This is a genomic window from Salinisphaera sp. LB1 (genome assembly GCF_003177035.1).
Taxonomy (GTDB): Bacteria; Pseudomonadota; Gammaproteobacteria; order Nevskiales; family Salinisphaeraceae; genus Salinisphaera.
Map to the genome: position 1 here is coordinate 792,763 of NZ_CP029488.1, position 21,312 is coordinate 814,074.

Annotated in this window: 20 protein-coding genes; 4 read left to right on the forward strand and 16 right to left on the reverse strand. The window is 66.3% G+C overall.

Annotation, left to right across the window (positions count from 1 at the left end; all coding sequences use genetic code 11):
- Nucleotides 1-13 precede the first annotated feature (13 nt).
- Together SALB1_RS19410 and SALB1_RS03615 are read right to left on the reverse strand one after the other, a co-directional pair.
- Nucleotides 14-145 carry a hypothetical protein gene (locus SALB1_RS19410; RefSeq protein WP_255414489.1) on the reverse strand — a complete coding sequence of 44 codons (132 nt, stop codon included), beginning with the start codon at nucleotides 143-145 and terminating at the stop codon, nucleotides 14-16.
- Nucleotides 146-211: 66 nt separating this feature from the next.
- Complete coding sequence (locus SALB1_RS03615) at nucleotides 212-1,045, reverse strand: alpha/beta fold hydrolase (protein ID WP_109992612.1); 834 nt, start codon at nucleotides 1,043-1,045, stop codon at nucleotides 212-214.
- Nucleotides 1,046-1,302: 257 nt separating this feature from the next.
- Here SALB1_RS03615 and SALB1_RS03620 point away from each other — a divergent pair, with 257 nt between their 5' ends.
- Together SALB1_RS03620 and SALB1_RS03625 are read left to right on the forward strand one after the other, a co-directional pair.
- Nucleotides 1,303-1,968 carry an MtnX-like HAD-IB family phosphatase gene (locus tag SALB1_RS03620; RefSeq protein WP_199678678.1) on the forward strand — a complete coding sequence of 222 codons (666 nt, stop codon included), beginning with the start codon at nucleotides 1,303-1,305 and terminating at the stop codon, nucleotides 1,966-1,968.
- A gap of 27 nt (nucleotides 1,969-1,995) precedes the next feature.
- Complete coding sequence (locus tag SALB1_RS03625) at nucleotides 1,996-3,408, forward strand: aspartate aminotransferase family protein (RefSeq protein WP_109992614.1); 1,413 nt, start codon at nucleotides 1,996-1,998, stop codon at nucleotides 3,406-3,408.
- A 90-nt stretch (nucleotides 3,409-3,498) separates the two neighbouring features.
- On the opposite strand, the gene SALB1_RS03630 is transcribed toward SALB1_RS03625, so the two are convergent.
- Nucleotides 3,499-4,722, reverse strand: a complete 1,224-nt coding sequence (locus tag SALB1_RS03630; RefSeq protein ID WP_109992615.1) for a beta-ketoacyl synthase — start codon at nucleotides 4,720-4,722, stop codon at nucleotides 3,499-3,501.
- A 36-nt stretch (nucleotides 4,723-4,758) separates the two neighbouring features.
- Nucleotides 4,759-5,025 carry an acyl carrier protein gene (locus tag SALB1_RS03635; protein ID WP_109992616.1) on the reverse strand — a complete coding sequence of 89 codons (267 nt, stop codon included), beginning with the start codon at nucleotides 5,023-5,025 and terminating at the stop codon, nucleotides 4,759-4,761.
- Between the two features lie 206 nt (nucleotides 5,026-5,231).
- Here SALB1_RS03635 and SALB1_RS03640 point away from each other — a divergent pair, with 206 nt between their 5' ends.
- Nucleotides 5,232-6,215 (forward strand): GNAT family N-acetyltransferase, encoded by a 984-nt coding sequence (locus SALB1_RS03640; protein WP_222843057.1) that lies wholly within the window; start codon nucleotides 5,232-5,234, stop codon nucleotides 6,213-6,215.
- Entirely contained in the window at nucleotides 6,196-7,077 is an 882-nt protein-coding gene (locus SALB1_RS03645) for an arginase family protein (protein ID WP_109992618.1), read from the forward strand. Before SALB1_RS03640 ends, SALB1_RS03645 begins: the two co-directional genes overlap by 20 nt.
- A 51-nt stretch (nucleotides 7,078-7,128) precedes the next feature.
- Here SALB1_RS03645 and SALB1_RS03650 read toward each other — a convergent pair whose 3' ends face one another.
- The 12 genes from SALB1_RS03650 to ptsP form a co-directional block, all read right to left on the reverse strand.
- A complete protein-coding gene (locus tag SALB1_RS03650; protein WP_109992619.1) occupies nucleotides 7,129-7,509 on the reverse strand; it encodes a multidrug efflux SMR transporter in 381 nt (126 codons plus the stop codon).
- The gene (locus SALB1_RS03655) at nucleotides 7,506-7,865 is read right to left on the reverse strand and encodes an EamA family transporter (protein WP_109992620.1); all 360 of its coding nucleotides are present in this window, start codon (nucleotides 7,863-7,865) and stop codon (nucleotides 7,506-7,508) included. The genes SALB1_RS03650 and SALB1_RS03655 overlap by 4 nt, the downstream gene beginning before the upstream one ends.
- 40 nt (nucleotides 7,866-7,905) lie before the next feature.
- Nucleotides 7,906-8,742, reverse strand: coding sequence for a carboxylesterase (locus SALB1_RS03660; RefSeq protein ID WP_109992621.1), 837 nt, complete (start codon nucleotides 8,740-8,742; stop codon nucleotides 7,906-7,908).
- A 70-nt stretch (nucleotides 8,743-8,812) separates the two neighbouring features.
- Nucleotides 8,813-9,790 carry an efflux RND transporter periplasmic adaptor subunit gene (locus tag SALB1_RS03665; protein ID WP_158590610.1) on the reverse strand — a complete coding sequence of 326 codons (978 nt, stop codon included), beginning with the start codon at nucleotides 9,788-9,790 and terminating at the stop codon, nucleotides 8,813-8,815.
- A 22-nt stretch (nucleotides 9,791-9,812) separates the two neighbouring features.
- Nucleotides 9,813-10,535: an ABC transporter ATP-binding protein gene (locus tag SALB1_RS03670; RefSeq protein ID WP_109992623.1), complete on the reverse strand. Its 723-nt coding sequence runs from the start codon at nucleotides 10,533-10,535 to the stop codon at nucleotides 9,813-9,815.
- 4 nt (nucleotides 10,536-10,539) lie between these two features.
- Complete coding sequence (locus tag SALB1_RS03675; RefSeq protein ID WP_109992624.1) at nucleotides 10,540-11,673, reverse strand: ABC transporter permease; 1,134 nt, start codon at nucleotides 11,671-11,673, stop codon at nucleotides 10,540-10,542.
- Nucleotides 11,674-11,676: 3 nt separating this feature from the next.
- On the reverse strand, nucleotides 11,677-13,071 hold the full coding sequence (locus tag SALB1_RS03680) for an efflux transporter outer membrane subunit (RefSeq protein WP_158590611.1): 1,395 nt from the start codon (nucleotides 13,069-13,071) through the stop codon (nucleotides 11,677-11,679).
- 17 nt (nucleotides 13,072-13,088) lie between these two features.
- Nucleotides 13,089-14,522: a sensor histidine kinase gene (locus tag SALB1_RS03685; protein ID WP_109992626.1), complete on the reverse strand. Its 1,434-nt coding sequence runs from the start codon at nucleotides 14,520-14,522 to the stop codon at nucleotides 13,089-13,091.
- On the reverse strand, nucleotides 14,519-15,196 hold the full coding sequence (locus SALB1_RS03690) for a response regulator (RefSeq protein WP_109992627.1): 678 nt from the start codon (nucleotides 15,194-15,196) through the stop codon (nucleotides 14,519-14,521). Before SALB1_RS03690 ends, SALB1_RS03685 begins: the two co-directional genes overlap by 4 nt.
- A gap of 370 nt (nucleotides 15,197-15,566) precedes the next feature.
- Complete coding sequence (locus SALB1_RS19690) at nucleotides 15,567-17,330, reverse strand: fructose-specific PTS transporter subunit EIIC (protein WP_109992628.1); 1,764 nt, start codon at nucleotides 17,328-17,330, stop codon at nucleotides 15,567-15,569.
- Between the two features lie 61 nt (nucleotides 17,331-17,391).
- On the reverse strand, nucleotides 17,392-18,348 hold the full coding sequence (locus tag SALB1_RS03700; RefSeq protein ID WP_109992629.1) for a 1-phosphofructokinase family hexose kinase: 957 nt from the start codon (nucleotides 18,346-18,348) through the stop codon (nucleotides 17,392-17,394).
- Nucleotides 18,348-21,221, reverse strand: a complete 2,874-nt coding sequence (gene ptsP / locus SALB1_RS03705; protein WP_109992630.1) for a phosphoenolpyruvate--protein phosphotransferase — start codon at nucleotides 21,219-21,221, stop codon at nucleotides 18,348-18,350. The genes SALB1_RS03700 and ptsP overlap by 1 nt, the downstream gene beginning before the upstream one ends.
- Nucleotides 21,222-21,312 lie beyond the last annotated feature (91 nt).

Below are 21,312 nucleotides of genomic sequence, written 5' to 3' on the forward strand. Positions count from 1 at the left end.
GCCTATGTGCCGTTCACGAGCCGTGACCGTTGTCGGCCTTGGCTGCCGCCATCTTCCCGGCCGAATGGATCGGCTTGTAGATACAGGTCGCGCCCACCGGGGTCACCGCCAGCAACCCTACCGACGTCAACGCTATCCGCTTCATCCGCCCACTCCGATTCGATGGTTGCGGCCCGTCCGGACACCGCGCCCGACGACCCGACGATGGCTCCTAATCGAGGAATTCGATCAACGCCTGGTTGAACTCCTCGGCATGCGTGGCGTTGATACCGTGCGGGCCGCCCTGAATGACCACCAGCGAGGCATCCGGAATGCTCTCGGCGGTGCGCTTGCCCGAAACTTCCAACGGCAAGATGGCATCGGCATCGCCGTGAATGACCAGCGTGGGCACATCGATCCGTCCCAGATCGGCGCGAAAGTCGGTGCGCCCGAAGGCCGCGATGCAGTCCAGTGTCCCCTTGGCCGAAGCGCCCCAGGCCAGATTGCGGTGATAGATGCGTGCGGCTTCACTGACCAGCAGGCCGCCTGCTTCGGTGGAGAAAAAGTTCGACAAGAATTCCTCCATGAAGGCCAGCCGGTCGCCGGCCACACCGGCCTCGAGCTGCGCGATGGAGGCCTCGTCCAGGCCGCCTTGCGGATTGTCGTCGCTGCGGTACAGATACGGCGGCACGGCCGCGGCAAACACCGCCCCGGCAATCCGCGAGCTGCCGTAGGTGCCGAGATAACGCGCGACTTCGCCGCCGCCCATGGAAAAACCGACCAGGGTGGCGTCGTGCAGGTCCAGCCTCTCCATCAGTGCATGCAGATCCGCCGCCAGGCTGTCGTAGTCGTAGCCCTCCCATGGCTGGGACGACTGGCCGAAGCCGCGCCGATCGTAGGTGATCACGCGATAGCCGGCCTCGACCAGTGGCCGCACCTGGTTTTCCCAGGACCGGCCCGACAATGGCCAACCATGGATGAGCACGACCGGGCGACCGGCGCCGACATCCTCGTAGTACAGCTCGATCGGGGCCGTGTTTTCGGTGCCGATTTGCACATAAGCCATGGGGACTCTCCATCAGGAACGAATAATCAACCCGCCCAATATGCGTCAGCTCGGCCAGCCAGAAAAGCGCTCGGCGGCCCGGGCGCCGCATGCCCGTGGATCCGCGGATTGGGTGCCATCTTGCCGCCCCGGCCCCGTGCGCCGGGCGGGCACGACGATTGGCGCATCGATGCCCGCCGCCGGCCGTGCCGGAAAGGGCGCCGAAAGAAAACGTCGATAGCCTAACGCCCAGTTAAAGCTTCAAGCCGGAGTGCTTCTTGCGCGATTGGATGATCCTGTGTGATTTCGACGGCACGATCGCCGTGGATGATGTCACCGACGCCTTGTTGACGAAATTCGCAGCCGCCGAGTGGATGCGCATCGAAGCGGATTGGCGTGCGGGCCGCATCGGCTCGCGTGAATGCATGACGGCCCAGGTGGCCCTGATCGATGCGCCGCAGCAGGCCGTCGATGCATTGCTCGACAGCATGATCATCGACCCGGCATTCCCGGCATTCATCGCCGATGCCGTGCGCATGGGCATGTCCGTGACCGTGGTCAGCGACGGTCTGGACTATGCCATCCGCCGCATTCTCGCCGGCTATGGCCTGGATCACCTGCCGATTCGAGCCAATCGACTGCTGCACGACGGCGACCGCGGCTGGTCGATGCGCTCGCCGTTCGCGAGTCCGGCCTGCGCCGCGGCCAGCGGCACCTGTAAATGCCGCATCGCAACAGATCAAGCCCCGACACTTCTCATTGGCGACGGCCAATCGGATTTCTGTGTCGCGGGCACCGCCGACTATGTGTTCGCCAAGGACCGCTTGATCGAACACTGTCGAACCAAGGGCATCCCCCATTCATCGATCGCCGATCTGCGCGATGCGCGGCGGCTGTTGCCGCGCCTGCCCGAATTGGCCGGAATGGCGACCGTCTTTTCCTGAAACTTCCCCCTGCGAAGGCAAATGGCTATGAGTAGCGTTTTAAACACCGATGCCATCGGCATCGAGGCCACGGATGAAGCCTTGCTGGCCGACGAGGCCCGGTACTGCTCGTTCGGCGACACCGTCCACTACACCGACCCGCCGAAACTGTTCGAAGGCTGCGAAGGCAGCTATATGTACGACTCTTCGGGCACCCCGTACCTCGACCTGCAGATGTGGTATTCGGCGGTCAACTTCGGCTATGCCAATCCGCGCCTCAACGACGCGCTCAAGCGCCAGATCGATCATCTGCCGCAGGTTGCCAGTCAGTATCTGCATCGCGAGAAGATCGAGCTGGCCAAGACCATCGCCGTCGATGCCGAGCGCAAGTTCGGCCGGGCCGGCCGTGTGCACTTCAACGTGGGCGGCGCGCAGGCGATCGAGGATTCGCTCAAGATCGTGCGCAACTACACCGGCGGCAAGAGCCTGATGTTCGCCTTCGAGGGCGGCTATCACGGCCGCACCCTCGGAGCCTCGGCGATCACGTCCAGCTACCGCTACCGTCGCCGCTACGGCCACTTCGGCGAGCGGGCGATGTTCCTGCCGTATCCGTACCCGTTCCGTCGCCCCAAGGGCATGGGCAAGGAAGAGTACGGCGAGCACCTGGTAGCCGAGTTCGCGCGCCTGTTCGAAACCGAGTACCACGGCGTGTGGGACCCGAAGGTCGGCGAGTGCGAATATGCCGCATTCTACGTCGAGCCACTGCAGGGTACCGGCGGCTACATCATGCCGCCGATGAACTACTTCCAGGGCCTGAAGAAGGTGCTGGACCAGTACGGCATCCTGATGGTCTGCGACGAAATCCAGATGGGTTTCTATCGCACCGGCAAGCTGTGGTCGATCGAGCACTTCGGCGTCACACCGGACATGATCGTGTTCGGCAAGGCGCTGACCAACGGCCTGAACCCGCTGTCGGGCCTGTGGGCCCGCGAAGAGCTGATCAACCCCGAGGTATTCCCGCCCGGCTCCACGCATTCGACCTTCAACGCCAATCCGCTGGGCACCGCGGTAGGCCTGGAGGCAATGAAGATGATGCACGAAACCGACTACGAGGCCATGGTCATGGCCAAGGGCGCGCACTTCCTGGAAGGCCTGCAGGACTTGCAAAAGCGCCACAAGGAGATCGGCGACGTCGATGGCCTGGGCCTGGCCCTGCGCTGCGAGATCTGCACCGAGGACGGCTTCACGCCCAACAAGGCGCTGGTCGATCGCATGGTCGACATCGGCCTGGCCGGCGAGCTGGAGCACAACGGTCGCAAACTGGGCCTGGTGCTGGACATCGGCGGCTATTACAAGAACGTAATTACGCTAGCGCCCTCGCTGCATATCAGCACCGAGGAGATCGACCTTGGCATCGCCCTGATCGATCAACTGCTGACCCGCGCCAAGCGCGCCGCCTGAGCGGCGCTTTGGCCGGTGCCGGAAGGGATGTTCACGATCCAGCGTTCGCCACATTCCGGTTTCGACGGGGCCGCCTTCGGGGCGGCCCCGTCAGCTTTGGAAGCGACGCAGCGCGAGTACCGCATTGAGCCCGCCAAAGGCGAACGAGTTGGACAATATCGTGTCGATACGTTGTTCCCGCGCGACATTGGGCACGTAATCGAGATCGCAGGCCGGATCGGGATCGAGAAAATTGGCCGTGGGCGGAATCAAATCCTGTCGCAGCATCCCCAGCGCCGCGACCAATTCCAGTGCACCGGACGCGCCCAGGGCGTGGCCGTGCACCCCCTTGGTCGAGGACACGGCAAGACGCGCGGCGTGTTCGCCGAATACCGCGTGGATAGCGCGCGTCTCGGTGGCGTCATTAGCCATCGTGCCCGTACCGTGCGCATTGATGTAGCCGACCTGTGCGGGCTGCAGGTCCGCATCGTCGAGTGCCGACTGCATGGCGCGTATGGCGCCCTGTGCCGAGGGCGCCACGATGTCATCGGCATCGGCGCTCATGCCGAAACCGGCCAGTTCGGCCAGAATCGTGGCGCCCCGCTGCTGCGCATGCGCCAGCGTTTCGAGAACACAGATCCCGGCGCCTTCGGCCAGCACCAGTCCGCGACGCTGCTTGCAGAACGGGCGACAGGTATCGTCCGCCACCACGCGCATCGCCTCCCAGCCGCGTATGCCCGACAGACTGAGACAAGAGTCGGTGCCCCCGGCCAGCGCGACATCGGCCAGGCCGCAACGCAGCATCGTCGCCGCCTGGGTCACCGCATGGTTGGACGATGCACAGGCGCTGACGACACCGAAGGCCGGGCCTGCCAGGCCGTGTTCGATACTGATCTGGCTCGCCGGTGCATTGGGCATCAAGCGCACGATCGACAGCGGATGAATACGTGTCGAATTGTCGCGATAAAGACGCTGGCTCTGTTCGTCGCGCGAAAACTCGCCGCCCACGCCGGTGCCCACGACAGTAGCCGCGCGCCTGCGAAGCGCTTCATTCGCGGCGAAATCGAGCCCCGACTGCGCGACCGCCTCGCGGGCGGCCAAAAGCGCCAGTTGCGAGACGCGGTCGAGCAGGCTCAGTTGGCCGCTTTCAAAATGAACGCTCGGATCGAAGTCTTCCAGCTGTGCCGCAACCTTCATGCGTAAGCTGACATTCTCCGCCGGCGACTGCAGGGGACGAATGCCACTGCGGCCTTCCACCATGGCGCGCCAGAGCGGATCGGCTCCGAGGCCGAGCGCGCTGACCGCTCCCATGCCGGTGATCACGACACGATGCATGCGCGGGGTCCGGGACAACGATGAGTCGCTCAAGGATCAGTTTCCCGCCGACTTTGCCGCCGCGCCGGCCAGTTCGGCGGTGACCACGTCGATCAGCCCGCGGACTGTGCCGGTATCGAAGTTCGGATCGCGCTCGGGCAAGGTGATATCGAAGTGTTCTTCGAGATCGAACAGGATTTCGATGGCTTCCATCGAAGCGATGCCGAGATCGTCGAGGGTGGCATCGAGTCCGATGTCCTCGGGGCCGACGTCGGTGTGGGCCGCGATGATCTGGAGTATCTCGGTCTGGACTGTCGCCGACATCTTGTTGCTCCCAGGCACGTATGGAATCCGCCCGCGGTCGCGCGCCCGACGTATGCCGCCAGCGCGAAAGCCCCGAACCCGTTTCACAGCGTAGGAGACGAACCTTGCCGCGACCTTTCATCGGGCAGTTGGAGCCCGCCTCGCTGGTCCGCCATTTTCAGGCCCATCCACCGACCGGATTTGCCGCAGGCGCGGGCCCCCGGGCAATGCCCGTCTTTTCCACCCGATTCGATCTGCTCACCACGGCCGAGCCGGCATTTCGTCGCCGCATGGAAAAACTGCCGCTGTTTCGCTACTGGCGGCGCTGGCTACAACCGCGCACGCTGTTTGCCGGTGCCACCGTCAGCGAATACGCCTGGTTGCCGGCCGGCGGCGACGCCCCGGCATTGGCCCGGGAACTAGTGGCGGCAAACGGCAAGGCATGGCCGTTTCTCATCGTCAAGGATCTGCCGCAGGCTTCGCCACTGCTGGACGCGGACGCCAACGCGTTCGTCGACGACTTCGTCAAGGCCTGCGAGGCGGCCGGCTTCGTCATCGTGGAAGGTCAGGCCCTGGCCTGGGTGCCGATCGATTTCGATAGCGAAGACGCCTATCTCAAGCGCCTGTCACGCGGGGCGCGGCGCAATATCCGGCGCAAGCTGCGATCACGCGATCAGTTGGAGGTACAGGCGTTGCATACCGGCGGCGCCGAACTGCTCGACCCCGCCCTGCAGGATGCCTGCATCGCCCTGTACGAGCAGGTCTATGCCCAGAGCGAAGTGCACTTCGACCACCTCGACGCCAGCTTCTTTCGCGCCGTTTTCGAAGATGCCGACAATGGCGGCGTGATGTTCGTCTATCGTCACCAGCAGCAGATGATCGGCTGGAACCTGTGCTTCGAGCATGCCGGCGGGCTGGTCGACAAATATGTCGGCTTCGACTACCCGGCCGCGCGCGATCACAATCTCTACGCCGTAAGCTGGATGCACAATCTGAGCTATGCCCGCGAGCGCGGCCTGACGCATTACATCGCCGGCTGGACCGACCCGGAGGTCAAGTCGCATCTCGGCGCCCACTTCACCTTCACACGACATGCGGTACGGCCGCGCAACCGCTTGCTGCGCGCGATATTGCGCCGCCTGGCGCCGTATTTCGAAAGCGACCGACAATGGTATGAACAGCGCACCGCCCATGTATCCCATCGCACTTGATCTCGATGGGTCGATCGGCCCCCTTGAGCGCGGCACCCGGATCGCACTCGACGGCTGGCCGGAACGACTGCGGTTCGCCTGCAGCCGCCGCGCGTTACGGGGCTTCGGCCGCGAGCTCGCCGGCAAGATGCCGCGGGATGCCGGCCCGGTCTTCATCGGCAGCGGCGATTTCCATCACCTGAGCCTGCCATTGATCGAACGAACCAGTGCCCGGCTACCGGGTCTGGATGTCGTCGTATTCGACAATCATCCGGACAACATGCGCTTTCCGTTCGGAATCCATTGCGGATCCTGGGTCCGCCGGGCTTTGGCGCTGCCGGGCGTGCGCCAGGTACATGTGGTCGGCATCACATCCTCGGACATCGGCCTCGGTCATGCCTGGGAAAACTATCTGCGACCGCTGTATTCGAAGCGTTTGCGCTATTGGTCCACGGGCGTCGACGTCGCCTGGGCGCGGCGGCTGGGACTGGGCCATGCGTTTTCGAGTTTCGACGACATCGAGACGCTGCACCGGGCGTTTGTCGAGCACATGGCCCGCGACCGCTCGCCGATCTACCTGTCCATCGACAAGGATGTGCTGAGTGTCGAGGATGCCCGTACCAACTGGGACCAGGGCCTGATGCGCGAGTCGCAGTTAACCGCGGCGCTGCAAGCGCTGCGCGGACGTATCGTCGGCTGCGATGTCACCGGGGAAGTCTCGGTCGCGCACTATCGTCAATGGTGGAAACGCCTGCTGTCGTCGCTCGATCAGCAATGCGAGGTGCCGGCCGACCAGCTCGCCGACTGGCAAGAGACACAACACGCCCTGAACCGGCGTCTGCTGCAACAGATACAGGCCGCCTGGCGCCCCGATCCGGCATAGCGGGCACCGATGACGCGACCGCGCGCAGTCAGAGCCTATTCCAATAGGCTCTTAATGCCCGGCGCTATCGGGTTCGCTCAGTGCCAGACAAACGATGCCGGCGACGATCGCCGCAGCGCCGAGCGCCTGACTCCAGCCGATGGATTCGCCGAAGATCGGGACCGAAAGCAGCAGCACGCTGACCACCTCGAGATGCGATGCGGCGAACGCGGGGCCGATCGGGGCCCGTCGCAGCAGCGTCATCCAGGTGAAAAAGGCGCCTATGTAACCGATGACCGCGCCATAGACCCAGGGTTGCGTGAATACGCGTTCCAGCCACGCCAGATTGGCCTGTACCGGCAATGCACGGTCGCCAGCGTATTTGAAGCTGAGCTGCGCCAGGGTGTCGAAACTCAGCAGAACCGCGAATCCGATGAGATAAAAACGCTTCATGTGCCGGCCCCGACAATCGCCACGCCGAGCGCGACCAATGCAATACCCAGCACGCGCAGCCGGGTCAGACGCTCACCGAACAGAAGACGGCCGGCCAGCATGATCGCCACGATGTTGATCGAGCCGAGCAGAATGCCCCGGCCCAGCGGTATCAGCGACAGAAACGCGATCCAGGCCAGAAACTCGAAGACATAGCAGGCCCCGCCGAGCCAGATCCACGGCCGCACCAGCATATGCCGCCAGTGCGCCAGGCCATCGCCCTCGAGCCCATGACTGGCCGCGGTCTTGAAGGTCAGCTGGCCGGCGGTATCGAACAATTCCACGATCAGCCAGAGCAGCAGAACGGTCGGCGTCATGGGCTCGACCGGGGCACGGACTGCGATGCCATGCAACCGATCACGCCGCGTTTTCCAGCGCGGTCGCGTTGTCGATCGTACGGTTGAAGAAATCGGCCGCGCCGGTGATCAAGCGACGGCGCTCGCGATCGATGGTGATCATGTGATAACTGTCTTCAAGCCAGAGAAACTCCGATGGCCCGCTGACGCGCTGTGCCACCAGTTCGGCGTTCCAGCGCGAGGCGATATCGTCCTCGGTCGCGTGCGCGATCAGGCAGGGCGCGGCCACCCGAGCGAGATCACGCCGTACCCGACGCGACAGCAGATAAAGCTCGGCCAGCGAATGCCAGGGGTTGCCCGGCAAGCCGGCCGCTGTACTGTCGCCGCTGGCCATGGCCTGGCTGATCTGGCGCCGCAGATTCTCGTCGCGCAAACCATACGGCGGCTGCTCCATGAACATGCGATCACGGCCTATGCCCAGACGCTTGAGCATGGGCAGCAGAAACGCCAGCCGGTTCAGCGCCGGCAGGCTCCAGCCGTCATAGCGAAACGTCGCGCCCAGCACGCCCACGCCATCGACCCAGCCCGGCTGTTCCTCGGCCAACCGCAGCGCCAGCAAGGCACCCATCGACAGGCCGGCGACAAACAGATGCTCGACCGAATCGCGCATCTCGCGCGCAGCGGTCTCCACGCTGCGGTACCAGTCCGGCCAACCCGTGGCCAGCAGATCGTCGACACTGCCGCAATGCCCGGCCAGCTGCACGCCCTGGGTGGTAAAGCCTCGATTGTTCAGCCCCTTGCCCAGGATCCGCATTTCCTGGGGAGTGCCGGTCAGGCCATGGATCAGAAGCACCCCGCGACTGTCTCCGGGGAAGAAAAACTCGACATTGGGGGTCATCTACAGGCTCTATCCTCGAATCAGGCGCCATGCGCGCAGCCGGTCACTGTCAGCATGCCAGCAACGGGTTTCAGGAGCCTTTCACCGGGGCCTTGGCGGCATCATGCCCCGGCTGCGACCCGCCGGGCAGGATGCGTACCAGCACCCGCTGACCAATACGCCGGTGCGACGGTTTGTCGAAGGCGAGTACGCACAGCACGGTGCGTATCCCGGCGTTCTGACCCGGGTCGTTATCCAGCTTGGGCTTATGGAATACGTCGCCGACGCGCACGATGTGCGCCCTGCCAAGCGGGGTCTGGCCGGCATCGTCGAGCACCACCTGGGCCGACATCCCCTTGTGCACGGCGCCTACGTATTCCTGGTTCAACTCGGCGCGTACGATGCGCGCGCGATCGGGCAACAACTCGAATGCGGGGCCGGCGTCGGCCGCCACGTGGTCGCCCGCATGAATATGGACCTGCACGATGCGACCCGCGACCGGCGCTTTGATCCGGTGCTGGGCCAGCCGCCGCCGGGCGATCGCCAGTTTGCCCTGGGCGATATCGATCTCGGCGCGGGCGCTGTCCAGCTGCCATTTGAGATCATGCACTTTCTCGGCTGCGGCGTCGGCATCGTGCGTCGACCCGGCACCGGCACGGGCGGCCGAACGCAGCGTGCCCGCGCGGCGGCGGGCCGCTTTCAGCCGATCCGCGAGAATATGGCTCTGGCTCCGCGCTTGCGACAACTTGCCCTGGGCGATGTGAACCTGGGCCTGCGCGACGTGCGCATTCAGGCGGGCCAGCAGCTGGCCTTTGTCGACCCGGTCGCCCGCGTGCACCGTCACCGCCTCTACGCCGCCAGACACCGGCATATGCAGATCCAACAGCCCGCCTTCGACATCGATACGACCGCGTGCCACCGCGGCATAGTGACTGTTGTCGGACTTGGCCGCCGGCTTTGCCGAGCCGTGATCGGCGGCTGTTGCCACCGCAATGGCCGCGGTGAGCAGCAATACAGCCGACAGCAGCGCGGCGTAGCGCGCGCGCCACGCATATCGATTCTTCACCATGAACATGCCCCTCGTGGCGGCCTCATTCGGCCTCGCCCCATGAATCGTTGAGAATGCGCCCGTCCTCCATGGTCAACACCCGATCGGCATGGCTGATCAGCCGTGGATCGTGGCTGACGCACAACACCGTGGTGCCGTGTTTCCGGGCGATGCGATGCAGCAGATCGATCACGGCCTGGCCGTTGGCGGCATCCAGCGCGCTGGTCGGCTCGTCGGCAAACAGCAGCGCGGGTGATTTCGCCAAGGCCCGCGCGATCGCGACGCGCTGTTTTTCACCGCCGGAAAGCTCGGCCGGGCGCAGATTCTGGCGGTGCGCCATGCCCATCTCGTCGAGCGCCTCGTCGACGCGGCGCGTAATCTCGCGTGATGACAGATCAAGATACTGCAGCGGCAGCTGCACCTGTTCGCGTGCCGTCAGGGCCGGGAACAGGTTGAATCCCTGGAATACGAACCCGGTGTGGTGCAGGCGGAAGGCCTCCACATGCTTCGGGTCCATCTCCTGCAATGGCTCGGAAAGCGCCAGCACGCGCCCCTGATCCGGCGCCTGCAGCCCGCTGAGAATCGACAGCAGCGTGCTCTTGCCGCAGCCGGACGGCCCGGAAATGAGCGTCAGCGCGCCCGCCCGGATCGCCACCGACAAGTCATCCAGAATACGCGTGGTCAGCCGGCCCGAGGTGAAGGACTTGGTCAGATTTTCTGCAACGAGCGTCACTCCGTCGTCGATCTCTGGATTCAACTGGGACATCGACTCACCTCAGTAGCGTGGCGGGATCGGCGCGCCGGATGCTGCGCATCGCGATCAACCCGGACACCGCCACCAACGCCATGACCAGCCCGAGGCACCCCGCGGCCACGGATGGCTGCATGGCCACCGGGACGTTTTCGCTATGCGCCAGCCAGATCAGCAGGGCCGCCAGTACGCTGGCCAGCACGACACCACAGGCCCCGACCCAGAAGGCCTGCTCCAGAACGACCCAGCGCAGGGCACGCTTGCCGACCCCCAGGGCATTGAGCGTGGCGTATTCATTGACCGAGGCCGCCACCGCCGCCATCAGCGCCTGGCTGGTGATGATGGCGCCCACCGCAAACACGATGACCGCAAGAAACAGCACGCCAGCGCCGGCGCCGGTGTTGAACAACCAGAACAGGATCGAAAGCCGCGCGAATGCCGACGCAGTCCAGGCCTGATAGCGGCCGAATCCGGTATGACCGTTCAACTGGGCCACGACCGCAGGCGCATCCCCGGTATGGCGTAGCCGCGCGACGAGGTACGTGGGCCCGCCGCTTTCGCTGGGCGACGGGTCCAGCAGGCGCGCGGTCTGCACCGAGGTCACGATATTGGCACCGCCCAGGGCCCGCAGGCCGCGGGCCGTACCGACGACGCGAACCAGGTGGCCGTTCACGCTGGCGGTATCGCCCACCTGCACGCCCAATTTGTGTAAATCGGCGGGGTCCACGACGACCGACTCCGGATAAGCCAACCGGGCCCGTACCGCCGGTGTGAGGACGCGCGAAAACATCATCGCGCCGGGCTGGGTGGAAACGCCCGACACAAAGACCGAGACGCCACCGGTATCGTGTCCGCCGCGCCAGTCGCCATCGAGCAGATAAAACGGTTCGACGGACTTGATCTGCGGATTCATCTCCAGCAATGACGCGATATCCGAGGCAATCGGGCGCCCCTGGTCGACGCTCTGGGTGCCCGGGTAGCCGACCCAGATATCGGCGTCCGAATCGGAGACATAAACCGCCGCACCGCCGAAAATACCGAGCACCAGCGCCGCCTGCAGCAACTGCAGCAGCGTGGCGAAACCCACGGCCAGCATCGCCGGCAGGAAGCGTCGCCATTCGTGGCGCAGGGTCTTGCGTGCCAGTGAGACCATCGCTCAGCCCGCGCTCTTGATCGAACGATTGCTGGCCCCGCCGAGGGCCTTGTAGAGCGCGACGTAGGCGGTATCGTGCGCCGCCCGCGCGTGGATCAGGCGCAGTCTTGCCTGGTCGTAACTGAATTCGGCCACAAGATGCCGATCCGGGCTGTCGAGCCCCAATCGGGCGCGGGTCCGGGCCCGGGCGACCGCTCTTTTCTCGCGCTGGACGACCTGCTTTCGGGTCTGAAGCCGGCCCTGCGTGCTATGCAACGCGTCCAGTTTCGTCTCGACATCGGCCACGCCCTGCAGGACCGCTTCGCGATAGGCCAGCGAGGCCGCCTTGAGCAGATGCCCCTTCGCGTTGGCGCGGGCCTTGCGCAGGCCCCAGTCGAACAGCGGGATACTGACCGTCGGGCCGAACGAGCCGATTCCATTGATGCCGCTGGCGTGATAGCTGGCCAGGTCGGTCGACGCAACCAGTGACGCACCCAGCCCGATACTCGGATAGCGATTGGCCTTGGCCATCCCCAGTTGCCCGGCGGCGCGAATGACCCGGGCCCGGGCCCGGGCGATACCGGGCCGCGTATTCAACAGATCGGCCGGCACCGAAACGGGCTCGTAGCCGCGCAGCTTCGGCAACTTGGCGTGATGAGCCCAGGCCGGCCTGGGCTCATCACGCCCGGTCAAGGTGGCCAGTTGCTGGGCCGCGGCCACGGCGGCATGCCGCGCGCTCTGTTGTTGTGTTTGCAGATCGGATTTCTTCAGCAACGGCGCGGTCAGCACCGCAGGCGATGCCAGACCGAGACGCACGCGCACCCGGGCCAGCCGGATGCGTTTTTGCTGTAAACCGATCATCCGTTTCAGGATCGCGCTGTTCTGCTGCGCCGCACTCAGGTTGATCCAGTCGCGCGCGACCTCGGCCACCATCGACACACGCACCTCGCGCAGCTTGTCGGCCGCTTCGTCGAGATGGCCCTGGGCGACGTTGTGCGCGGCCTGGGCCCGACCGAAAAACGGCAGCTCCCAGTGGGCATCGAAGCCCATCAGAAAATAGGAGGCGCGGGCATCCGGATCGACCGGGTCGTCGGTGTTGATGCTCAATGCCGGTTTGTACGGCGCATCGCTGCGCAGATACAGGGCACGAGCGGCCCGCACCCGCTCCAGCGCCGAGGCGAGATTCAGGTTGGCCTTCAGTGACTCGTCGACCAGCCGATTCAGCGCGGGGTCGTGTAACGCCTGCCACCATTCATGGTAATTGGGTTCCGGCGTCCCGGCCTGCTTGGCGGCATGGGTCCAATGCGCCGGCAACGACACATGCGGCTTGGGCACCGGCGTGGATACGCAGCCGGCCAGCAACAGCGTCGCCGCCAGGCCAGCGCACCAGCGGCCGGAGCGCGCTATCGAAGCCACCATCCATACATCCCTTGATTTCATGAGTGCCGGCCGTGGCGTTCGTTCGTTGCCTCGGGGGCGTCAGGTGACGCCAATCGCGGCAAGCAGAGTTGCACGCTGAGCCCGCCCAGTGACGAGCGTTCAAAACGAACGGTCCCGCGGTGCTTTATGACGATGTGGCGAACGATCGCCAGCCCCAGGCCGGTCCCGCTGCGCTGATTGTTCGGCGCGCGGAAAAAGCGCTCACCGAGCCGCGGCAATACCTCGGCATCGACGCCGGGGCCGCTGTCGTCGATCTGCACGCACAGCGCGTCGACCTCCGGGGTCAGGGTCAGGGTCACCGTGCCTTGCCGCGGCGTGTAGCGCAGTGCGTTGTCGATCAGGTTATCCAGCGCCTCCTGCAGCGCCACGGCGTCGCCATTGACCCAGGCCGCCTCGTCGGTGGTTTCGAAACCGAGGTCGATCTGGCTTTCGATCGCCTCCGGAACACGCTGCCCGGCCAGTTCCGGCAGCAGCTTGCGCAGATCGACCGGCGCCATCTGCATCGGGCGCGCCTCGGCCCGGGTCAGCGCCAACAGCTGACCGGAAGTCCGGGCGGTACGTCCGGTCAGTTGTTGTATGTGTTCCAGCGCCTTCAGCGCGCGCGGGTCGTCGGCGTAGCGCATCGCCCGTTCCACCTGAAGCCGCAGCCCGGCCAGGGGCGTGCGCAGCTGATGCGCCGCATCCGCGATGAACCGCTCATGCAGTGCGATGATGTCGCGCAAGCGGGCGAACAACGCATCGATCGTGTGCGTGAGCGGCAACAGCTCCACCGGCACATCATCGTCCTCGATCGGCGACAGATCGTGTTCGCGACGACTGAGCCGTCGTGTCAGCGGATCGATGACACGCAGACCGAATCGAACCCCGAGCCACACCAGCAGCAGCAACGCGCTGATCAGGGCCACTTGCAGGGAGATATTGAGCAGCAGGATCTGACGCGCGACCTGACGGCGCCCGCGGAAGGTCTGCGCTACGGTGATATCGAGAACCCGATTCTTGTGCCCGGGATCGACGATGGCCAGTGTGGCAGCCCGTAACGCGGTGTGCTTGAGATGGGTATCGTACAGTCGCGGCGGCTGGCCCGGCTCCGGCGCGGGCGCCACCGGCGGCAATATCCGGCTGCCGGCGATCAGGCCCTGTTGCGGGCTGCGAATGGCGAAATAGTTGTGGCCGTCGGGATCGAACTGCAAAAGAAAACGCGCCTGGGGCGATATCGTGCCTTTGAGCGCGTGGGTTTGAAGCATGGTAGCCAGCGTCCGGCCGTCGTCAGCCAGATCCTCGTCGTGCACCCGGTTGGCATAGGACAAGGCCACGAAGTAGGTGATCACGGCATCAGCTGTCAGAATGATCAGCATCGGAACCAGCAGAAACAGCAACAGACGACGGCGCAGACTCGGGCGCCGCGCGGCCGCGGATGCGGACGAACTCATTCGGACGCTTCATCGACTGTCAGCATGTAGCCGAGCCCGCGCACCGTACGCACCGACGCCCCCGATTTTTCCAGCTTGCGCCGCAGGCGATGTACGGCGATATCCAACCCATTATCGGTCAGTTCCTCGTTCCAATCACATATGGCTTCGATCAGCTGCGATCGGCTGATCAGGCGCTCCGGCCGGGCGGCCAGGGCTGACAGCAACCCAAACTCCCGGGCCGTAAGCTCGAGCTCACGCGCTCCGACCCAGCCCCGCCGGCCCGCAATATCCAGCCGCAATCGCCCCAACTGCACTTCCGGCCGGCCATGCGTGACCTGGCGGCGCAGCAACGCACGCACCCGGGCCGCGAACTCGACGTAAGCGAACGGCTTGACCAGATAGTCGTCGGCACCGAGATCAAGGATGCGGATCCGTTCCTCCATGCTGTCCCGAGCGGTAACGATGAATACCGCCAGCGGGTTCCGATCCTGGCGCAACTCATGCAGCAATCGGTCGCCACTCAGGTAGGGAAGCCCCAGATCCAGAACCAGCAAATCGTGCGTCTTTTCCTGCAGCGCCAGCCGAGCCTCGCGCCCGTCCGACAAGTGATCCACCGCATGACCGCTGTCGCGCAAGCCGGCACACAAGCCCTCGGCAATCGCGGGATCATCTTCTACCACGAGGATACGCATCGGCGGAGGGCAGCCCTGTTTTCTTGCTTGTTCGGGAACATGGGTGGGACTGCGTGCCGCCGACTAAGTTCAATCCATGCGCACCATCAACGGAACAATCCGGCTTACGCGCCGACCGGCGGGGTCGCCTCCCGGCCGGTAAGCGATGGCGCCGCAAAGCCCCGCCTCACGCCGGCCGGGACCCGCGCCACTCGGGTCGCCGTTGCCGGTTCGCCCTGATGCGAGCGCACACGCATCATGACAGCCTGGGCTTTACGATAAACGAACGCCGCGCCCGCGCTGTCGGCAACAGCGCGCGGAATCCAGCATCGGGGCGCGTTCGCCGCCGCCCCTGCGGCGCGGCGAGACCCGCTATACCTGGCGCGCGCCGTCACGCCACATGCGAGGAATCCAGGCCCAGCGGATCGGCGTTATTGCCGGCAGACACCGCGTCCGCAGCCAGGCGCGGCTTGATCAGCGCATAAACCAGTCCGGTGACCACCGAACCCGAGGCGATCGCGCCGAGATAGAGGAACGCGTGGGTCACGGCGTTCGGGATCAGCAGCACGAACAACCCGCCGTGCGGGGCCATCAGTTTGCAGCCGAAGTACATGCTCATGCCGCCCGCGACCGCGCCGCCCGTCACGCAGCAGGGAATCACGCGCAGCGGATCGCGGGCCGCGAACGGAATCGCGCCCTCGGTGATGAAGCACAGGCCCAGCACCACCGCGGCCTTGCCGCCCTCGCGCTCGGCGGTATCGAACTTCGGCCGGGCCACCACACTGGCCAGGCCGAGGCCCAACGGCGGCACCATCCCGCCGGCCATGATGGCGGCCATCGGCAGATAAGTGTGCGAGGACAGCAGCCCCACGCCAAACGTATAGGCCGCCTTGTTGATCGGCCCGCCCATGTCGAAACACATCATGCCGCCCAGCAACAGGCCCAGCAGCACGGCGTTGGTGGCGTCCATCGAATTGAGGAAGTGCGTCAGCGCACCGAGAATGGCCGCCACGGGCGTGCCGATGACGTAGATCATCACCAGACCGGTTGCCAGGCTCGACAACAACGGGATGATGAGAATCGGCTTGAGCGACTGGATGCTCGCCGGTAACGGCACGAACCGCTTGACCGCGAGCGCCGCATAGCCACCAAGAAAACCCGCGATGATGCCGCCGATGAAGCCGGCGCCGAGATCGGTCGCCAGCCAGCCGCCGATTAGGCCCGGGGTCAGCCCCGGCCGGTCGGCGATCGAATACGCGATATAGCCGGCCAGCACCGGCACCATCAGCTTGAAGGCCGAACCAGCGCCGATCTGCATGAGCGCGGCCGCGAAGCTGCCTTTCTGGTCCGCGGCATGAATGCCGAACACGAACGACAGGGCGATGCACAGCCCACCGGCCACCACCATCGGCAGCATGAACGATACGCCGGTCAGCAGATGCTTGTAGACCCCGCGTTCCTTGAAACTGGCCTTGGGCCTGCTGGCCGAGGCGCCGTATTCGGCCTCCCCCTCCGACTCGACCGCCGCTTCGGCGAGCGCGGCCTCGATCGTCGCCTTGGCGCGCTTGAGCGCAGCCCCCGTGGACGCCCGATAGATCCGCTTGCCGGCGAAGCGCGAATCGTCGACCTCGATGTCGCAAGCCAGCAGCACGATGTCGGCGGCCGCAATCTCCTCGTCGGTGAGCGCATCCTGGGCCCCGACCGAACCCTGGGTTTCGATGCGCACCTCGTGGCCCATCGCGCGCCCGGCCTGGGTCAGCGCTTCAGCCGCCATGAAGGTATGCGCCACGCCCGTCGGGCAGGCGGTTACGCCGACGATGCGCGCACGCTCGGCAGGCGCCGCCTCGGCATCGGGCGCCGCGGCCGGCTCGTCGGCCGGGTCGTAGGGCTGCGCCGCCTCGGGCGCGCGCTCGATCACGCGATCCGGATCGGCCAGCGCATCGGCCATCTCGGCCCGATACAACGCCCGGCCGGCATAGCACGCCAGATCAACCGGCGCACTCGCAGCCACGATGATCAGCTCGCCGGTGCCGTCGTCCTCGTTGGCGAAGACCGGCGTGTGGCCCTGGCGCTCCGCCGCGCGGGCCAGTCGCTGGGCCGCCAGCCAGGATGTGGTGCGGCCGCCGGGGCAGGCTGTGACGATGGTTATTTTCATGCTTCACTCCTCAGCAACGGTCTTCGCCCCATCGGCTCGGACACGTCGTCTGGCAACTGCTCTATTCCACCGGCGCGTCGATCGTGACGGCATCGACCGTCACCGCGCCGCGCAATGTCTCGAAAACCGGCGTATCCGAACGGCCGACCCCGATCCGGGTCACGGCATCGGCCGACAAGGCCACCGCAAACGCGAGCGTGTCGGCATCCGCCCAGCCCGAAAGCCGCCCGTGCAGGAGCCCGGCAACCAGCGTGTCTCCGGCACAGACCGTGCTCTCGACCCCAACCGCGGGCGCGGTGGCCGCCAGCACATCGCGGCTCGTGAGCCACACAACCCCGTCGGCACCGCGCGAGATCGCGACCTCGGCCACACCCCGGCCCTGCAATTCACGCCCCGCGGCGATCAAGTCGGCGGCGTCGGCCAGATCGCGGCCCACGCAGGCCGCCAGTTCAGCGGCGTTGGGCTTGATCAGCGCCGGCGCGAGCGCGAGTCCGGCCGTCAGGGCGGCACCACTGGCATCCAGCCATAACGGGATCCCGGCCTCGAGCAGCGGATCGAGCGCGGCATGCAGCATCGCCGGGGTCAGACCCGGCGGCAGACTGCCGGCGATCACCACTGCGTCGAGTGGACCGGATGCCTGGGCCGCGATCACTTCGGCCAGGCGCGCGGCGTCGGACGCCTCGACCGCCGCGCCGGGCGCATTGACGTCGGTGACGCGACCATCGGCTTCGGCGAGCTTGGCGTTGGTACGGGTTTCGCCGGGCACGCGCACGAAGTCATCGGTGACGCCCCAGTCCGCGAATGCGGCCCCGAAAACGCCCGCGTTATCGGCGCCGAGAAAGCCGGTCACGGTCACGTCATGCCCGTGGGCGGCGAGCACCCGCGCGACGTTGTTGCCCTTGCCCGCCGGGCTCGTGCGGCAAGTCCGCGCGCGGTTGACCGCGCCCGGCACGAGCCGCGCCAGGCCGATCGACAAATCCAGCGCCGGGTTCGGCGTGATCGCCAGAACGCGCGCCATTACGATTGGGCCTCGACTGCCTCGCGCACCTCGGCGGCGGTCGCCAGTGCCAGCAGGGCTTCGGCGCGGGTAGACGCCTCGCTCTGCGACAGTCGGCGAATGCGCGCCTTGACCAGCGGGACCTGGCGCGCGTTGACCGACAGCTCGTTAACGCCCAGGCCCACCAGCACACCGACCGCCTGGGCGTCGCTGGCCAGCTCGCCGCACACGCCCACCCAGCAACCGTGCGCCTCGGCGGCGGCAACGGTCATCAGGATCAGCCGCAGCACCGCCGGATGCAGGCCATCAGCCTGGCCCGACAACTGCGGATGGCCGCGGTCGATGGCCAGGGTGTACTGGGTGAGGTCGTTGGTGCCGATGGAGAAGAAATCCACGTGCGGCGCCAGCGTTTCGGCCAGCAGCGCACACGACGGCACCTCCACCATCACACCGAGCTGTACGTCGACGTGGTCGAACTCGGCGAGCACGCGATCGTAGATGGCCTTGGCGGCATGGAATTCAGCCACGTCCTTGACCATCGGGAACATGATGCGCAGCGGCCGGCCTTCCGAGGCGGCGATCAGCGCGCGCATCTGGGTTTCGAGAATCTGCGGCCGCTTGAGCGCCAATCGAATGCCGCGCAGGCCCAGAAACGGATTGTCCTCTGGCGGCACCGGCCAGTAGTCCAAGGGTTTGTCGCCGCCGACATCCAGCGTGCGCGCCACCAGCGGCCGGTTCGGCCCGAGCGCGTCGAAGGCACGCTTGTATTCGGTGACCTGGGTTTCCAGATCGGGCGCGGCCGGATGCGCCATGAAAATGAACTCGGTGCGCAGCAGGCCCACGCCCTCCGCGCCACGCTCGACCGCGTCGGCCGCGTGCGAGGTATTGCCGAGATTGGCCGCGACGTCGATGCGGAGGCCGTCGGTGGTGACCGCCGGCTCGAAGCGGGCCCTGTACGCCTCGGCTTCGAGCTCGGCACGATCGGCGATCGCCCGCTCGGTACGCTGGCGTCGCTCGGACGAGGGCTGCGGCACCACGCGGCCACGTTCGCCATCGATGATCAGGTCGATGCCGTCGGCCAACGACAGCACGCCCTCACCGGCGCCCACCACCGCCGGGATCCCCAGACTGCGCGCCAGAATAGCGCTGTGCGAGGTGGCCCCACCCTTGGCCGTGACCAGACCGCGCACGCGCTCGGTATCGAGCTGGGCCACATCCGACGGGCCGATATCCTCGGCCACCAGAATATACGGATGCTCGGGCGGCTCGGGCATGGCCACGCCGCACAGCCGGCCCAGAACGCGTCGGCCGACATCGCGCAGATCGGCCGCGCGCTCCGCCAGGATACGGTCGGCAAGCGCGGCCTGGGCGCGCGCCGAGGCATCGATGGCCTGCCACCAGCCAGCCTCGGCGGATGCGCCCTCGTTGATCGCCTCGACCGCGGCCTCGCGCAGTTCCGGATCGCGCAGCATTTCCTCGTGCATGGACAGGATTTCCGCCATGTCGCCGCCATCGGCGGCCTGGATCAACTCGGTGAGCTGGCCGTAGGCCTCGCGGATGGCGGCATCCAGGCGCTTGCGCTCGCTGATGGAATCGTCCGACGTATCGGCATAGTCGAATTCGGGCAGCCGCAGCACGAATACCGGCGCGATCGCCATGCCGGGGGAGGCGGCGACGGCATCCAGCGCCGTATCCGCCGCCGGTGCCGGCGCATAGACCTGCGGCTCGGTCTTGTTGCGCGACGGGCGGGCTTCGCTGGTGTCCTCCAGCGGCAGCACATCCTCGCCGAGCCCGGAACGCACGGCGTTGCCGATCGCCTCGAGCGCGGCCGCCGCGCCCTCGCCTTCGGCCGAAAATACCAGCATCTGGCCACGCCGGGCGCCCAGCCCGATCACCTTGGTCAGGCTGGCGGCCGATACCGCATCGGCACCGCCCGACTCCAGCCGCACACGGATCGGCAGGCGCTGCTCGCGGGCGATCTGCACCAGATTCTTGGCCGGGCGGGCGTGCAGCCCGTGGGCGTTGCGCACGCGTACGCGCAGCACCTCGGCACCGGCGGATTCGCCGGCCAGCCGGCCGATCAACTGGGCGGTATCGAGCTGGGCCAGGCGCGGCGCCTCGCCCGATTCCAGCACGCCGAGCACACGATCGAGCAGCCCGCGTGTGGCTTCATCCGCGGCCTGATCCTCGCCGGCCATGCGCGCAAGCACGAACACGGCCGCGGCGTCGGTCACTTCCGCCGGTGTCGCCACCCCCAGCGCCGGCTGGGTAACCTCGGCATTGCCTTCCACCAGCCACAGCTTGTGTCCCAGCGATACCGGCGCCTGGCCCATGATCTGGCCGATGAATGCAGCCCCGGCGACGCCGGCCTCATAAAGCCGCGTGGCGGCCACGGCGGCCAGGCCCTCGCGCGAGGCCACCGGCACGCGGGCGGCCACCGTGGCCCGGTCCAGCCGGGCTTCGACCGGGGCGCGCGAAAGCAGGGCGATGACGTCATCGGCGTTGCTGGCCGCGGCCAGCCCTTCGGCCACGCCCGGCGCATCCAGCACATGCGTGAGACGGCGCAGGATATCCAGGTGTTCGTCGTTGGCGGCCGCGATGGTAATGATCAGCGATACGCGATTGCCGTCGTGCCATTCCAGGCCGTCTGGATACTGCAACAACCGCAGCCCGGTAGTCTTCACATAGCCGCGCGCGGCCGGCGTGCCGTGCGGAATGGCGATGCCGTTGCCGAGGTAGGTCGAGCCCTCGCGTTCGCGCTGGAACAACGACTGGCCGTACGCAGGATCGACCAGGCCGGCGCGGGTGAGCGCAGAGCCGGCCTGGGTGAGCGCATCGCGCCAATCGTCGGCGGACTGGTCGAGCAGGACGGCATCGGGCGTGAGTTCGAGCATGACAACTCCGGGAACGGATCGAACCGCGGTAATACAGCGGGCGGCGGCCCGCCCGTGGTATGCGGCTATCGGGGCATGGCTGAATCGTGTC

Coding starts and splice junctions, on each gene's coding strand:
- SALB1_RS19410 (WP_255414489.1), bottom strand. CDS start 145: ATGAAGCGGATAGCGTTGACGTCGGTAGGGTTGCTGGCGGTGACCCCG.
- SALB1_RS03615 (WP_109992612.1), bottom strand. CDS start 1,045: ATGGCTTATGTGCAAATCGGCACCGAAAACACGGCCCCGATCGAGCTG.
- SALB1_RS03625 (WP_109992614.1), top strand. CDS start 1,996: ATGAGTAGCGTTTTAAACACCGATGCCATCGGCATCGAGGCCACGGAT.
- SALB1_RS03630 (WP_109992615.1), bottom strand. CDS start 4,722: ATGCATCGTGTCGTGATCACCGGCATGGGAGCGGTCAGCGCGCTCGGC.
- SALB1_RS03635 (WP_109992616.1), bottom strand. CDS start 5,025: ATGTCGGCGACAGTCCAGACCGAGATACTCCAGATCATCGCGGCCCAC.
- SALB1_RS03640 (WP_222843057.1), top strand. CDS start 5,232: ATGCCCGTCTTTTCCACCCGATTCGATCTGCTCACCACGGCCGAGCCG.
- SALB1_RS03645 (WP_109992618.1), top strand. CDS start 6,196: ATGTATCCCATCGCACTTGATCTCGATGGGTCGATCGGCCCCCTTGAG.
- SALB1_RS03650 (WP_109992619.1), bottom strand. CDS start 7,509: ATGAAGCGTTTTTATCTCATCGGATTCGCGGTTCTGCTGAGTTTCGAC.
- SALB1_RS03655 (WP_109992620.1), bottom strand. CDS start 7,865: ATGACGCCGACCGTTCTGCTGCTCTGGCTGATCGTGGAATTGTTCGAT.
- SALB1_RS03660 (WP_109992621.1), bottom strand. CDS start 8,742: ATGACCCCCAATGTCGAGTTTTTCTTCCCCGGAGACAGTCGCGGGGTG.
- SALB1_RS03665 (WP_158590610.1), bottom strand. CDS start 9,790: ATGGTGAAGAATCGATATGCGTGGCGCGCGCGCTACGCCGCGCTGCTG.
- SALB1_RS03670 (WP_109992623.1), bottom strand. CDS start 10,535: ATGTCCCAGTTGAATCCAGAGATCGACGACGGAGTGACGCTCGTTGCA.
- SALB1_RS03675 (WP_109992624.1), bottom strand. CDS start 11,673: ATGGTCTCACTGGCACGCAAGACCCTGCGCCACGAATGGCGACGCTTC.
- SALB1_RS03680 (WP_158590611.1), bottom strand. CDS start 13,071: ATGGTGGCTTCGATAGCGCGCTCCGGCCGCTGGTGCGCTGGCCTGGCG.
- SALB1_RS03685 (WP_109992626.1), bottom strand. CDS start 14,522: ATGAGTTCGTCCGCATCCGCGGCCGCGCGGCGCCCGAGTCTGCGCCGT.
- SALB1_RS03690 (WP_109992627.1), bottom strand. CDS start 15,196: ATGCGTATCCTCGTGGTAGAAGATGATCCCGCGATTGCCGAGGGCTTG.
- SALB1_RS19690 (WP_109992628.1), bottom strand. CDS start 17,330: ATGAAAATAACCATCGTCACAGCCTGCCCCGGCGGCCGCACCACATCC.
- SALB1_RS03700 (WP_109992629.1), bottom strand. CDS start 18,348: ATGGCGCGCGTTCTGGCGATCACGCCGAACCCGGCGCTGGATTTGTCG.
- ptsP (WP_109992630.1), bottom strand. CDS start 21,221: ATGCTCGAACTCACGCCCGATGCCGTCCTGCTCGACCAGTCCGCCGAC.